At 70.6% G+C, this 14,078-nt stretch carries 11 protein-coding genes; 4 read left to right on the plus strand and 7 right to left on the minus strand.

Going from position 1 to position 14,078, the window contains the following annotated elements:
* Window positions 1-17: 17 nt before the first annotated feature.
* Window positions 18-1,142, minus strand: a complete 1,125-nt coding sequence (locus tag IT072_RS12100; protein ID WP_223360965.1) for an alkaline phosphatase family protein — start codon at window positions 1,140-1,142, stop codon at window positions 18-20.
* 69 nt (window positions 1,143-1,211) lie between these two features.
* Between IT072_RS12100 and IT072_RS12105 the strand changes: the two genes are divergently transcribed.
* A complete protein-coding gene (locus tag IT072_RS12105; protein WP_223356924.1) occupies window positions 1,212-3,704 on the plus strand; it encodes a DNA gyrase/topoisomerase IV subunit A in 2,493 nt (830 codons plus the stop codon).
* A 102-nt stretch (window positions 3,705-3,806) separates the two neighbouring features.
* On the opposite strand, the gene IT072_RS12110 is transcribed toward IT072_RS12105, so the two are convergent.
* A complete protein-coding gene (locus IT072_RS12110; RefSeq protein WP_223356925.1) occupies window positions 3,807-5,891 on the minus strand; it encodes a DNA gyrase/topoisomerase IV subunit B in 2,085 nt (694 codons plus the stop codon).
* A 212-nt stretch (window positions 5,892-6,103) separates the two neighbouring features.
* On the opposite strand from IT072_RS12110, the gene IT072_RS12115 reads away from it, so the two are divergent.
* The 3 genes from IT072_RS12115 to alr are packed head-to-tail and all read left to right on the plus strand — an operon-like array spanning window position 6,104 to window position 8,163.
* Window positions 6,104-6,340 (plus strand): DUF7455 domain-containing protein, encoded by a 237-nt coding sequence (locus IT072_RS12115; RefSeq protein WP_025155638.1) that lies wholly within the window; start codon window positions 6,104-6,106, stop codon window positions 6,338-6,340.
* A gap of 36 nt (window positions 6,341-6,376) precedes the next feature.
* On the plus strand, window positions 6,377-7,090 hold the full coding sequence (locus IT072_RS12120) for an alanine racemase (RefSeq protein WP_223356927.1): 714 nt from the start codon (window positions 6,377-6,379) through the stop codon (window positions 7,088-7,090).
* Entirely contained in the window at window positions 7,087-8,163 is a 1,077-nt protein-coding gene (alr, locus tag IT072_RS12125; protein ID WP_223356936.1) for an alanine racemase, read from the plus strand. Before IT072_RS12120 ends, alr begins: the two co-directional genes overlap by 4 nt.
* Here the strand turns inward: alr and IT072_RS12130 are convergent.
* The 5 genes from IT072_RS12130 to IT072_RS12150 form a co-directional block, all read right to left on the minus strand.
* Window positions 8,160-8,876 (minus strand): type 1 glutamine amidotransferase, encoded by a 717-nt coding sequence (locus IT072_RS12130; RefSeq protein WP_223356938.1) that lies wholly within the window; start codon window positions 8,874-8,876, stop codon window positions 8,160-8,162. The two genes, alr and IT072_RS12130, sit on opposite strands and share 4 nt — an antisense overlap.
* The gene (locus IT072_RS12135; RefSeq protein ID WP_223356940.1) at window positions 8,873-10,147 is read right to left on the minus strand and encodes a MurT ligase domain-containing protein; all 1,275 of its coding nucleotides are present in this window, start codon (window positions 10,145-10,147) and stop codon (window positions 8,873-8,875) included. The genes IT072_RS12130 and IT072_RS12135 overlap by 4 nt, the downstream gene beginning before the upstream one ends.
* Before the next feature lie 4 nt (window positions 10,148-10,151).
* Window positions 10,152-11,486 carry an RNA polymerase sigma factor gene (locus IT072_RS12140; RefSeq protein WP_223356942.1) on the minus strand — a complete coding sequence of 445 codons (1,335 nt, stop codon included), beginning with the start codon at window positions 11,484-11,486 and terminating at the stop codon, window positions 10,152-10,154.
* Window positions 11,487-11,727: 241 nt separating this feature from the next.
* Complete coding sequence (locus tag IT072_RS12145; RefSeq protein ID WP_223356944.1) at window positions 11,728-13,068, minus strand: MFS transporter; 1,341 nt, start codon at window positions 13,066-13,068, stop codon at window positions 11,728-11,730.
* A gap of 30 nt (window positions 13,069-13,098) precedes the next feature.
* Window positions 13,099-14,028 carry a proteasome assembly chaperone family protein gene (locus tag IT072_RS12150; RefSeq protein ID WP_223356946.1) on the minus strand — a complete coding sequence of 310 codons (930 nt, stop codon included), beginning with the start codon at window positions 14,026-14,028 and terminating at the stop codon, window positions 13,099-13,101.
* Window positions 14,029-14,078: the final 50 nt, after the last annotated feature.

The following is a 14,078-nucleotide window of genomic DNA, read 5'->3' on the forward strand; positions in this document are numbered from 1 at the left end:
CCACCCCGACGGCAGCGCTACCCGGCCGCTCCGAACCGCAGCAGCGGCACGCGGGTCTCGTCCGCGGTGAGCGAGCCGTGCTGGCCGACCATCCCACGGCCGGTGCGTGCCGTGTCGCGCGAGTCGTAGTAGGCGATGCGCTTGCGGGCGCCCACCAGGACGTCCCCGATGCGCGGGGCCACCGCGTCGTCGACGTGCGGGCCGAACCAGCCCGCTGCGACGGCTTCCGCGCGTGTCGCCACCCACGACCGCTCCCCCTCGACGGCGCGCCATCGCCCGGCGACGGCCGCAGCGTCCTCGCCTGATTCCGCGTAAAGGTGGAGGAACCGCGGCTCGCCGGCGACGGCCGCCACTCCCTCCAGCAGTTCGGGAGCGGTGTCGAACAGCACGTGACCGCTCTCGGGCACGTCGAGCACCCCGTGGTCGGCCGTCAGCAGGGCCGCGCTCCGCGGGCCGAGGCGGCGGGCGAATGCGGCCACCAGCGCGTCCAGCGTCTCCAGCGCCGCCGTCCAATCCGGCGACTCCCATCCCTTCGCGTGCGCGAGCTGGTCGAGCTCGGCCACGTACAGATAGGTGATGCCCGGACCGGCGCCCGCGACCACCGACTCGGCGATCTCGAACCGGTCGGCCATGGTGCGGCCGCCGACGAACTCGGCTCCGCGCAGCACGGCGGCGGTGAAGCCCGAGTCGGCGTACTTGGGCAGGCCGATGGCACGGGCGGCGACGCCCTCCTCCGCCGCCCGCTCGAAGACGGTGCGTGAGCGCTGCCAGGTCGCGGGGTCCATCCGGTCGTCCCAGCCGCTCAGCTGGTTGGTGAGCCGACCGGCATCATCGCGCACCCGGTAGCCGACCATGCCGTGCTCCCCCGGCAGCGTTCCGGTCGTGAGCGTGGTGAGCGCGGCCGCGGTCGTGGTCGGGAAGCCGGCGTCGATCGTGGTCGTCCTGCCGAGCAGCGGGGCGACGGTACGGGCGTGCCCGGCGCGCGCACGCAGCGAGGAGGCGCCGAGGCCGTCGACGACGATCACCACGACGTGGTCCACGGCGGGGAGTCCCAGCTCGTTCTCCTCCCCCCGCACGGCGGCGAGCGAACTCGGGAGAACCGCGGCCAGGCTCGTCCTGGTGGTGAACGCGGCCGGTAGCATGGGGGACGACATCCGGCCCAGTCTGGCACACGCGGGCAGGACCCCTCCGCCCTTCCCGAGATTGCACGAATGACACCAGCAGACGACCAGGCTCCGGCCGGCATCACCGAACGCATCGAAGACGTCGACGTCACGACCGAGATGCAGGGCTCCTTCCTCGAGTACGCCTATTCGGTGATCTACTCCCGCGCCCTCCCTGACGCGCGCGACGGCCTCAAGCCGGTGCAGCGCCGCATCCTCTACATGATGACCGAGATGGGTCTGCGGCCCGACCGCGGTCACGTCAAGTCGGCGCGCGTGACGGGCGAGGTGATGGGGAAGCTGCACCCGCACGGCGACAGCGCCATCTACGACGCCCTCGTCCGCATGGCGCAGGACTTCACGCTGCGGGTGCCCCTCGTCGACGGGCACGGCAACTTCGGCTCCCTCGACGACGGCCCCGCGGCCGCCCGGTACACCGAGGCGCGCCTCGCGGCCGCCGCCCTCGCACTCGCGGAGGACCTCGACGAGGACGTCGTCGACTTCGTGCCCAACTACGACGCGCAGCTCATGCAGCCGGACGTGCTGCCCGCAGCGTTCCCGAACCTCCTCGTGAACGGCGCCAGCGGCATCGCGGTCGGCATGGCGACCAACATGGCCCCGCACAACCTCATCGAGGTCGTCGGCGCCGCCCGTCACCTGCTCGACAACCCCGAGGCCACCCTCGACGACCTGATGGCCTACGTGCCCGGCCCCGACCTCCCGTGCGGCGGCACCATCGCCGGGCTCGCCGGTGTGCGCGACGCCTACGCGACCGGGCGCGGCAGCTTCCGGATGCGCGCCAAGGTGGCCGTCGAAGCGATCACCGCGCGCAAGAGCGGCCTCGTCGTCACCGAGCTCCCCTACATGGTGGGGCCGGAGAAGGTGATCGAGAAGATCAAGGACGGCGTCAACGCGAAGAAGCTGAACGGCATCTCCGACGTCACCGACCTCAGCGACCGCCAGAACGGCCTCCGCCTGGTCATCGGCATCAAGACCGGGTTCAGCCCGGACGCCGTGCTCGAGCAGCTCTACCGGCACACTCCGCTCGAAGAGGGCTTCTCGATCAACAACGTCGCGCTCGTCGAAGGCGGCCCGCAGACGCTCGGCCTCCGGGACCTGCTCTCCGTCTATCTGGACCACCGTGTGCGTGTCGTCACACGCCGCTCCGAGTTCCGGCTCGCGCGCCGCAAGGAGCGCCTGCACCTCGTCGAGGGCCTCCTGATCGCGATCCTCGACATCGACGAGGTCATCCAGGTCATCCGCACGTCGGACGACACCGAACAGGCCCGCACGCGCCTCATGCAGGTGTTCGACCTCAGCACGCTCCAGGCCGACTACATCCTCGAGCTGCGGCTGCGACGCCTCACCCGCTTCTCGCGCATCGAGCTCGAAACCGAGCGCGACCAGCTGCGCGCCGAGATCGCCGAGCTGGAGGAGATCCTCGCCAGCCGAGCGCGCATCAACGCCCTGGTCTCCGACGAGCTGGAGCAGGTCGCGGCGAAGTTCGGAACGCCGCGCCGCACCCTCCTCACCGAGGCCAAGCCGTCCATCGCCGGCGTCTCCGGGCGCGGCAAGGCCGGCCAGGTGCAGCTCGAGGTCGCCGACGTGCCGTGCCGCGTGTTCCTGTCGACGACCGGACGCATCCTGCGGGTGGACGAACCGCCCGCGACCGACGGCGTCGAGCCCGGGGCGCTGGGCCGCATCCAGGCGCCCGCGCGACGCAGCAAGCACGACGCGATCCTCTCGCAGCTGGACACCACGAGCCGCTCCGAGATCGGGGCCGTCACGAACACCGGCCGGCTCATCCGCTTCTCCCCCGTCGACCTGCCCGCGGCGCCGCTCAACTCGATCCAGCTCGGCGCCGGCGTCAAGGTCGGCGACTACCTCGCCCTTGCCGACAAGAAGGAGCGCATCCTCGCGGTCGTCTCGCTGGATGCGCCGCGCACCATCGCGCTCGGGACCCGCCAGGGCGTCGTGAAGCGTGTCGTCGCGGGCGACTGGGCCAACAAGCAGGAGTTCGAGATCATCGCGCTCAAACCCGGTGACGAAGTCGTCGGCGCCCTGCAGGTCGACGACTCGGACGAGCTCGTCTTCGTGACGAGCGACGCACAGCTCCTGCGCTTCCCGGCCTCCTCGGTGCGCCCCCAGGGCCGCGCAGCAGGCGGCATGGCCGGCATCAACCTCGGGGACGACGCCCGCGTCCTCTCCTTCGGCGCCGTCCCGGCGGACGAGAAGGAGGCCGCCGTGGTCGTCACGATCGCGACCGGGGCGCAGACGCTCCCCGGCACGGACCCGGGCAGCGGCAAGGTGAGCGATCTGGCCGAGTTCCCGGCGAAAGGCCGGGCCACCGGCGGCGTGCGCGCCCAGCGCTTCCTCAAGGGCGAGAGCGAGCTCGCGGTGGCCTGGGTCGGCCGAGGGCCCGCCCTCGCGGTCGCCCCGGACGGCGTCGCACGCGCACTGCCGGAGGGCGGCTCGCGCCGCGACGCATCGGGTACGCCCCTCGACATGGTCGTCGGCTCGATCGGCCGCCAGATCGGCTGAGCGGGCCGCACAGGCACCGCAGCGGGGTCGCATCCTGCCGCTTCCGGCCTCCCGGAACGGCGGACTGCGACCCCGCTGTCGTGCGCGCGGCCGACGGATCGGCTAGGCGTCGATGCGCGCGCGGCTGAGGTCGTCGGCCCCTGCGATGATGAACTCCTTGCGCGGAGCCACCTCGTTGCCCATGAGCAGCTCGAAGACGCGCGACGCGGCCTCCGCATCGGGGACGCGCACGCGGCGCAGGGTGCGATGGGTCCGGTCCATCGTCGTCGTCGCCAGCTGGTCGGCATCCATCTCGCCCAGACCCTTGTAGCGCTGGATGGGCTCCTGGTGCTTCTTGCCGCGCTTCGCCAGGTCGGCGAGGACCGCGTTCAGCTCCGCCTCCGAGTAGGTGTAGATCGTCTCGTTCGGCTTGGACCCGGGGTTCTGCACGATCACCCGATGCAGGGGAGGCACGGCGGCGAACACGCGCCCCTCCTCGATCATCGGCCGCATGTACCGGAAGAACAGCGTCAGCAGCAGGGTGCGGATGTGCGCACCGTCGACATCCGCGTCGCTCATGATGATGACCTTGCCGTAGCGGGCGGACGGCAGGTCGAAGCTGCGACCGGAGCCCGCGCCGATGACCTGGATGATCGCGGCGCACTCGGCGTTCGAGAGCATGTCGGACACGGAGGCCTTCTGCACGTTCAGGATCTTGCCGCGGATCGGCAGCAGCGCCTGGTACTCGCTGTCGCGCGCGCGCCGCGCCGTGCCGAGGGCCGAGTCGCCCTCCACGATGAAGAGCTCGCTGTTGGCGACATCGCTCGATCGGCAGTCGACCAGCTTGGCCGGCAGCGACGAGGTCTCCAGCGCGTTCTTGCGGCGCTGCGTCTCCTTGTGGGCGCGTGCCGAGATCCGCGACTTCATCTCGGCGACGACCTTGTCGAGCACGAGGGCCGCCTGCGCCTTGTCGTCCCGCTTGGTGGACGTGAACCGCTCGGTCAGGGTCTTCTGCACCACCTGGGCCACGATGTTGCGCACAGCCGGCGTGCCGAGCACCTCTTTGGTCTGCCCCTCGAACTGCGGTTCGGGCAGCCGGACGGTGAGCACGGCGGTCAGACCGGCGAGCACGTCGTCCTTGTCGAGCTTGTCGGTGCCGACCTTGAGTCGGCGGGCGTTCTGCTCGACCTGCGCGCGGAGGAACTTGAGGAGCCCCTGGTCGAAGCCGGTCTGGTGGCTGCCGCCCTTGGGCGTCGCGATGATGTTGACGAAGCTGCGCATGACGGTCTCGTAGCCGGTGCCCCAGCGGAGCGCGATGTCGACCTCGCAGCTGCGGGTCAGCTCGGTGGGGACCATCGCCCCGCTCTCCGAGAGCACGGGGACCGTCTCGGTGAAGCTGCCCTCGCCGGTGAGCCGCCAGGTGTCGGTGATCGGTGAGTCCGGGGAGAGGAAGTCCACGAACTCCGAGATGCCGCCCTCGTACTGGAAGGTGGTGCGCTCGCCCTCGGGGCTGCGCTTGTCGTCGATGGTGATCGCGAGTCCCGGAACGAGGAACGCGGTCTGGCGTGCGCGCCCGACCAGATCCTCCACCGAGAACGTCGCGCCCTTCGTGAAGATCTGCCGATCGGCCCAGTAGCGGATGCGGGTGCCGGTCTTCGCCTTGGCGACCTTGCCGACGACGCGCAGTTCGCTGCCGCTGACGAACGGCGAGAACGCCGCATCCGGACTGGCGCCGTCCTTCCCGTCGGCGAACACACCCGGCTCGCCGCGGTGGAACGACATGGCCCAGGTCTTGCCGTCGCGGTCGACCTCCACATCGAGCCGCTCGGACAGCGCGTTGACGACCGACGCGCCGACGCCGTGCAGCCCGCCCGACGCGGCGTACGATCCGGTGCCGAACTTGCCGCCGGCGTGCAGCTTGGTGAAGACGACCTCCACGCCGGTCAGGCCCGTCTTGGGTTCGACGTCGACAGGGATGCCGCGCGCCGTGTCGCGCACCTCCACGCTGCCGTCCGGGTGCAGCACGACGTCGATGGCGCTGCCGTGCCCCGCCAGCGCCTCGTCGACGGAGTTGTCGATGATCTCCCAGAGGCAGTGCATGAGCCCGCGCGAATCGGTCGAGCCGATGTACATGCCGGGACGCTTCCGGACGGCCTCCAGCCCCTCCAGCACCGAGAGATGCCTGGCCGAATAGTCTGAGCTCGCCACGAGTGCTCCTTGCGTTCCGGGTCCGCCCGGAGGATGCGGGCGTGCTGCATCCTCCAGCGTAGACAACGCCGCGGACACCCTCCGCCACCGACACCCGACGCCGCGGATGCTTCGCGTTGAGCGAAATAGCAGCCAATGCGCGACGGATTGGCGCCCGGGCGTGGTTCTATAGAGGTACCGAGTTCACCGGTTGCGACTGAAAGGAGCATCACATGTCGACGATCACTTCGGAGAATGATGCGGTTGACGAGCTCGCTTCGGGTCCGCAACTGACTGCTGCGGACCGTTGCGACAGCTGCGGAGCACAGGCCTACATCCGCGTCGTCGTGAACAACGGGGAGCTCCTCTTCTGCGCCCACCACGGCAAGAAGCACCAGGAGAAGCTGTCCGAGATCGCGCACAGCTGGCACGACGAGAGCGCCCGCCTGTTCGAAGAGCAGCGCGCGTAACGCGATCGCGTCGCGACCCGCGAGGCTGACCGGACGATGACCGCAGGGCACGGCGTGCACAGGCGCGCCACCATCGACCTGTCCGTCGTCCGCTCGACCGCAGCGGCCCTCACCGCATCGCTCCACGACTCCACCGCCGATCTCCGCGCCGACGCGTACGGACACGGGCTCATCCCCGTCGCCCGTGCGCTGTCGGAGGCGGGGGTCGGCGGTTTCGTCGTCTCCCGCGTCGAGGATGCGGCGGCTCTGGCCGACGATGGCGTCGCGGCTCGCGTCACCGTCGGCGGACCGCCACCGGACGCGCCGTCGCTGCTCGGTCCCGAGCTCTTCGGCCTCGAGCCCCGCGTCCCTGCGCCGCCGGCCATGCGTCTCGAGGGAGAGATCATCGCCGTGAAGCGCGTCGCGGCCGACCGGGGCGTCTCCTACGGCTACACCTACCGGACCTCCCGCCCCTCGACGCTCGTGCTGGTGGCCCTCGGCTACGCGGACGGCGTCCTCCGCCTCGCCTCGAACAAGGCGCCGGTCCAGGTCGGTGCCACACGCGGCCGGGTGACCGGCCGGATCGCGATGGACCAGTTCGTCGTCGACATCGGCGATGGCGCCGCTTCCCCCGGTGACCCTGTCGTGCTCTTCGGCGATCCGGCGGCAGGCGAACCGGGCGTGCTCGACTGGTCCGACGCGATCGGCGTGTCCGCCGCCGTGATCACAAGCCGGCTGGGCCGGCGTATCGAGAGGCTCTACCGCGCATGACGATCGTCGACGCCATCGCCGAGCCGTTGCCACGCGCGGTCATCGATCTCGCGGCCCTCCGGCGCAACGTCTCCCACCTGGCATCCATCGCCGCTCCGGCGGAGGTCATGCTCGCCGTCAAGGCCGACGCGTACGGCCACGGCTTGCTGCCGATCGCGGAGGCGGGACTCGAGGCCGGGGCCACCTCACTCGCCGTTCTCGAGGTCCCCGCCGGGCTGGTCCTCCGGCGGGCGGGAGTCACCGCTCCCCTGCTCGCCTGGCTGCACGGCCAGGACACGGACTGGCGCGCGGCGATCGAGAACGACATCGAGCTGGGGGTCTCCGCGGTCTGGCAGCTCGAAGGGATCGCCGCCGCGGCCGCCGACCGGCCGGCCGTCGTCCATCTCAAGGTCGACACCGGCCTGAGCCGCAACGGCGCGACGCGCGAGGACTGGCCGGCGCTCGTCGACACCGCGCTCGCGCTGCAGGAGCGCGGCCTCCTGCGCGTCCGCGCCGCGTGGTCGCACCTGGCGGACGCCTCCCTCGAAGAGGACAGGCGGGCGCTCGGAGAGTTCCACGAGGCCGTCGCCGAGGCGGAGGCGCGCGGTGCCGTGTTCGAGATCCTCCACCTGGCTGCGAGCTCCGCGGGAATCCGGATGCCGGAAGCACGCTTCGACCTCGTGCGGTTCGGTATCGCCGCCTACGGATTCTCCCCCTTCGATGACGCCACCGGCGCCGAGCTCGGGCTCGTCCCCGTGATGCGCCTCGAGGCCCCCGTCACCGACATCCACGTCGGCGGCACCACACGGGTACGCATCGGCATCGGCTTCGGCGACGGTGTCCCGACGCTGGGGATCGCAAAGTCGTCCGTGCAGCTGGCCGGCCACCGATGCCCGGTGATCGAGGTCGCCGCGGACTCGATGCTGGTCGACGCGGGCGACGCGCGCGTGCGCGTCGGCGACACCGCCGTCCTGTTCGGGCCCGGCGACCACGGCGAGGCCACCGCGGAGACCTGGGCCGACTGGGCCGAGACGATCGCCGACGAGATGATCACGGGAGTCGCCGCGCGCGTCCCCCGGGTGTACGTCGGCTAGAGCGAGACGCCCAGCCGCTCGGCGATGGCGCGCCGCGCGTTCGTCGCGTAGCGGTCCACCCGCTCCGTCTGTGGGACCGGTGGCAGCTCGCCCCGCAGTGCCGTCGCGAGCAGGAGATCCGCCAGCGCGGGGTTCATCGGGAGGACCGGACCGTGCAGGTGCGTGCCGATCGCCGCGCCGACGGTCACGCCTTCGACGGAACCGTCGTTCCCCGTCCCGCTGAGCACGCGGCCCAGCGGTTCGCCGCCCTCGAGCTCGGTCCGCGCCGAGTGGTTCTCGAATCCGGCCAGCGTCCCGGTCTCCGCCGTGCGCACGACGATCTCGCCGACGTGGCGGGCACTGCCGAGCACGGCGCGGCTCGGGAACACTCCGGCGCCGGCGAGCGTCTCGCCGTCCGGAGTGACCAGCTCGCGGCCGAGCAGCTGCCAGCCGCCGGACACGGCGAGGATCGGCACGCCGGCATCGCGCCAGTCGCGCAGGCGGCCCGCGATGTTCACCACGTCCGCGTGGACCGCGCGCTGTGCGGAGAGCGGTCCGGAGCCGATGTGCACGATGTCCACGCTCGCGGGCAGATCGGCTCCGGGCGTGTGGGTGACGACCTCGGTCTCGACGCCGCGCCAGTGGGCGCGTTCGGCGAGGGCGAGCACATTGCCGGCGTCGCCGTTGATCCCCAGCTCGCGCGGGTACAGGTGCAGGATGCGCAGCACGCTCACCGCTCGCCGCCTTCCAGGTCGAGGAATCCGAGCTGCTTGCGGATCAGCATCATCTGCTCGTAGTTGACGATCATGGTCTTGGTGCCGTGCGCGGGCTTCGGGAGGGCGAGGAAGGCCGCGAGAGCCGGCTTCAGCTCGGGCACCACCTGGTGCACCGGAATGCCCGCGTACGCGAACCGGGTGGCGAACTGCCACGCCTTGGTCCCCGAGACGACGTCGACCTGCTCCAGCTTCGAGAGGTCGATGTCGTACACCCACGACGGGTCCGGTGTGCCCTCGTCGACCGCGACGAACACCTGCTCCGGGGACGCCGCGAGGTAGTCGAGGTTGAGCTGCAGGCTCGGCGGGTTCTTCATCATGATGATCTCGATGTCCTCGTCACCGACCCGTAAGGTCTCCCCGCGCCCATAGACGGTGCGGAGCGAGGCCATCGCCGCGACGACCGCCGTCGACCGGAACCGGTCGCCGAGCAGCCGTCGCGCCAGCGCCGTGGCGCCGGCGGCGTCGACAGCGTAGTGCAGCCCGCGCGCCGGAAGCCCGATGCGGACGTTCTCCCCGCCGATCGTGAGCTGGGCGCTCTGCGTCTCGAGGGCCGAGACGAACACCGCGGGCACTGGCAGGGCGCCGGCGGCGACCCCGCTGAGGTCTTTCACGTTCGCGAGGCCGTTGGGCGCCGCCTCGATGATCGAGGGCGCGACGGCGAATGTCGAGACATCGCGGCCGCCGGCGGCGAGGTCGGCCCCGATGCGCGACAGGCTGTCGTCGTCGGCGTTCACCACCACGAACTCGGACGAGGTCTCGGCGATGGACCGCAGCATCCCCACGACGCGCGTGGGCTCGAAGAAGCGGTTGAGCTGGTCGATCTGCACGTTGAGCAGCAGCGAACCCCGTGGCTTCAGCAGTGTGGCGAGATCGACGCCGTAGGCCTCGTCGACCTCGATCACACCGACGTCTCCGCGCACATAGCCGTCGAGCGGAACGTCCGCGAGCAACGCCGAGGCGATGCCCTGCGGGAGGTTGCCGCCGGACGGATTCGTGAACACCTCGAGACCGTGCTCACGCAGGATGGCCGTGAGCATGTTGGTGGTCGTCGACTTGCCGTTGGAGCCGGAGACGAAGACCACGCCGAGCGGCAGCCGGCTGACAGCGCGCTCCAGGAACGTCGGTGCGATCGCGAGCGCGACCCGGCCGGGCACCGCCGACCCCCCGCCGCGCAGGCGCAGGAGCCAGCGGGCGAGGCGGCCGGCGACGACCGCCAAACGATAGCGCACCGGTTTACTCGAGGTAGTCGCGCAGCGACTGCGAGCGTGACGGGTGGCGCAGCTTCGCCATCGTCTTCGACTCGATCTGGCGGATGCGCTCGCGCGTCACGCCGAAGGTGTCGCCGATCTGGTCGAGCGTCTTCGGCATGCCGTCGCCCAGGCCGAAGCGCATGCGGATCACGCCCGCTTCACGCTCCGAGAGCGAGTCGAGCAGGCTCTCCAGCTGCTTCTGCAGCATGGTGAAGCCCACCGCGTCCGCCGGGACGACCGCCTCGGTGTCCTCGATCAGGTCGCCGAACTCACTGTCGCCGTCCTCGCCGAGCGGGGTGTGCAGCGAGATCGGCTCGCGACCGTACTTCTGCACCTCGATGACCTTCTCGGGGGTCATGTCGAGTTCCTTCGACAGCTCCTCGGGGGTGGGCTCGCGGCCCAGGTCCTGCAGCATCTGGCGCTGCACGCGGGCGAGCTTGTTGATGACCTCGACCATGTGCACCGGGATGCGGATGGTGCGGGCCTGGTCCGCCATCGCGCGCGTGATCGCCTGGCGGATCCACCAGGTCGCGTACGTGGAGAACTTGAAGCCCTTGGTGTAGTCGAACTTCTCGACGGCGCGGATGAGACCGAGGTTGCCCTCCTGGATCAGGTCCAGGAACTGCATGCCGCGGCCGGTGTAGCGCTTGGCGAGGCTGACCACGAGGCGCAGGTTGGCGCCGAGCAGGTGGCTCTTGGCGCGCTGTCCGTCCCGCGCGACCCACTTGAGCTCGCGCTCCAGCTCCTTGGTCATGCCCTGCGTGTTGGCGAGCTTGTCCTCGGCGAACAGGCCGGCCTCGATACGCATCGCGAGCTCGACCTCCTCCGCCGCGTTCAGCAGTGGGACCTTGCCGATCTGCTTGAGGTAGTCCTTGACCGGGTCGGCCGTCGCGCCGGTGATGGTCGTCGAGTAGACCGGGATGTCGTCGTCCTCGTCGACCGCGCGCAGCACCAGCGCATCGGTCGGCAGCGGGGCGGCCGCGACGGCCGCCGCGGCGACGTCGGCCGCCTTCTGCGGTGCGTCGGCGTCGTCGGAGTCATCCGCGTCGTCCGAATCGCCGGTCGCGGCATCCGTGTCGTCGTCCGAGTCCTCGGCGTCGATCTCGACCTCGGCGTCGTCGTCGACCTCCTCGTCGTCGTCCTCGCCGGCCGCACGCCCCTTGGGCTTGCTCGCACCCTTCTTGGCCGCCGGCTTCGCAGCAGCGGTCTTCGTCGTCTTCTTCGTGGCGGCCTTGACCGCCGTCGCGCCCTCGGCGCCCGCCACCGTCTCCTCGACCGTGTCGGCCTCCGGGGCCTTCGTTGCTGCACGGGTTGCCATGTGAACACCTTTCAATACCAAGCGGGACCGGACTCCTCGCGGCTCCGTCGTGGCTCAGGGTTGCGTGCGGACATTACTAAGACCCATGTCAAGTCCTGGGAGGAACGTCGGGCATCGTCGAATGCTCCGACCCACAGGAAATGAACGGGTCCAGATACCAATTATTGCACGATTCACGCATGCCCCCGACCACGTCGGCCGTCGCGCACGGCCGGTCGCGCCTTCTTCCTCGGCCTCGCGGTCAGCGAGTCTCGCGACCGCTCCGCCTGCGCCATGCGTCGGAGAGTGAAACCCAGATCGGGGCCACTTCTATTCCCTCGTCCTCCTGCATCCGGCGGCGGGTGCGGCGGCGGGCGCGGACGAGGAGCGCGACTCCGAGGCCGACGATCACGTATTGGATTGCGAACGCCCAACGGAACGCGTCGAGCGCATACAGGTCGGGGGCGCCGCCAGCGGCGACCCGGGCCCCGTTCTGCAGGTCCAGAGCGACGCCGATCAGGAACATCATCACGAAACTGGCCAGGAACCCGCCGACGTTGACGATCCCGTTCGCCGAGCCCAGCGAATGCAGCGGGTTGGACGTGCGGGCGAAGTCGAACCCGATGACGGAGCCCGGGCCGCCGATGCCGATCGCGATCAGGAGCACGACGAGCAGCCAGGCCGGCGGCACTCCCGGCCACAGGAGCACGACGGCCCACACGACGCCCATCATCCCGACGATTCCGAGCACCAGGTTGCTGCGGCGCAGGGGGAAGCGCGCGGTGAGGAGCCCGAGGACCGGTCCGGCGATGAGGCCCGTGACCACGGAGACGATGAGCAGCGCTGCCGCCTCGGCCGGATCGATGCCGAGGGCGAACACCATGAACGGCAGGCCCCACATCAGGCTGAACACGGTGCCGGAGGACTGGGTGACGAAATGCGACCAGAAGCCCAGCTGGGTGCCGGGGCGGGCGAGGCTGACGCGCAGTTGCCGCAGCGACTCCGACCAGGTCGCCGGGCGCGGCCCCTCCGTCGAGCCGACGGGGCGGTCGAAGACTGCGACCGCGATCGCGATGAGCGCGAGCACCGACAGCGATGCGGCGGAGAGGAAGGCGGTCGTCCACCCGGCCTGGTGGAGGATGAGGGCGAAGGGGATGGCCGACAGCACCTGGCCCAGCTGGCCGATGTTGCCGATCCACTGCGACAGCTGCGGGACGATGCGGCCGCGGAACCACGAGTTGGTGAGGCGCATCACCGACGTGAACACGGTGGCGTCGCCCGCGCCGACGAGGATGCGACCCAGGATCGCGACCGCGATGCTCGGCGCGAAGGCGACCGCGATCTGCCCGGCGACCATGAGGGCCGTCCCGGTCAGCATCAGCCGACGAGACCCGATCCGGTCGATCAGCACGCCGACGGGGATCTGCATCGCCGCATAGACGATGAGCTGGACGACGGCCAGAGAGGAGAGGACCGACGCCGAGACGTGGAACCGCTCGGTGGCCGAGACGCCGGCGACGCCGATGCTGGTGCGCTGCATCACCGCCACGAGGTAGGCGAAGGCGCCGATCCCGAAGACGAACCAGGAGCGCCGCGAGTTCACCCCCCGAGTCTAGGCCCGGCGCCGCGTCGGCTAGCGGTCCGCGAGGCCGTTCTCCTCGTCGCCGTGCCGGCGGAACGCGAGGAAGTTCTCCAGTTCCGCGGCGATCTCGTCGGCGGACGGGAGCTCGCCATCGCGGTCGGTGAGCGGGGAACGCAGCTGGTTGTCCTCCATGTACGTGTCGTGCCGCTCCTCGAGCGTTCCGACGAGCTTCGCGAGCTCGGCGTTGCCGGCGACCTGCTCGTCGATGTTGGCGATGAAGTCGCGATCCTCCTGGCGGAGCCGGTCGCTGGGAAAGATGAGGCCCGTGGCCGCGCTGATCGAGTCGAGCCCGGCGATCGCCGCGGCGGGGTATTCGGTGTCCGCGAGGTAGTGCGGGATGAGGAGGACGAATCCCGCGATCGGATACGACCGCTCCTGCAGGCGGTACTCCAGCAGGTGGAGCGCGTTGCCGGGCACCTGCGTCTGCGGCTTCCACACCGACATCGCCTCGATGAGCTCGGAGCGGTTGCCGCTGACCGTGACGCCGATCGGCCGTGTGTGCGGCACCGGCATCGGGATGGCGTGCACCCAGGTCACGCTACGCACCCGGTAGCGCTCGATGAGTCCGAGCACGGCCTCCGTGAACGCCTCCCACCGGAAGTCGGGCTCGAAGCCCGAGAGGAGGAGGAACGGCTGGCGCAGCTCGTCATACGCGAGGTAGAGCTTGAGCGTGGCCGGCTGGTAGTCGGCCAGGTGGTCCTGGTCGAAGTAGATGAGCGGCCGCCGGGCGCGGTAGTCGAGCAGGATGTCCGCGTCGAAGGTCGCGACGACCGTGCTGTCCAGCGTGCCGAGCAGATACGTGCCGAGCTGGCTCACGCCGGCGCCCGCGTCGGCGAAGCCGGTCAGGCCCGCGACGAGCGGAAGTCCCTCCGGGACCTCGACGGCCGGGTTGAGCTCGAACAGATCAGCGGGGTGTCGCATGCATCAACTCTAGGCCGACCGGATGGCGGCGGACGCTGCCTGCGGCGGCC

The organism is Leifsonia sp. ZF2019 (assembly GCF_019924635.1).
GTDB lineage: Bacteria > Actinomycetota > Actinomycetes > Actinomycetales > Microbacteriaceae > Leifsonia.

Bases quoted from the DNA above. Each gene is read 5' to 3' on its own strand.
- IT072_RS12100 (WP_223360965.1), bottom strand. From the start codon at position 1,142: ATGCTACCGGCCGCGTTCACCACCAGGACGAGCCTGGCCGCGGTTCTC.
- IT072_RS12105 (WP_223356924.1), top strand. From the start codon at position 1,212: ATGACACCAGCAGACGACCAGGCTCCGGCCGGCATCACCGAACGCATC.
- IT072_RS12115 (WP_025155638.1), top strand. From the start codon at position 6,104: ATGTCGACGATCACTTCGGAGAATGATGCGGTTGACGAGCTCGCTTCG.
- IT072_RS12120 (WP_223356927.1), top strand. From the start codon at position 6,377: ATGACCGCAGGGCACGGCGTGCACAGGCGCGCCACCATCGACCTGTCC.
- alr (WP_223356936.1), top strand. From the start codon at position 7,087: ATGACGATCGTCGACGCCATCGCCGAGCCGTTGCCACGCGCGGTCATC.
- IT072_RS12140 (WP_223356942.1), bottom strand. From the start codon at position 11,486: ATGGCAACCCGTGCAGCAACGAAGGCCCCGGAGGCCGACACGGTCGAG.
- IT072_RS12150 (WP_223356946.1), bottom strand. From the start codon at position 14,028: ATGCGACACCCCGCTGATCTGTTCGAGCTCAACCCGGCCGTCGAGGTC.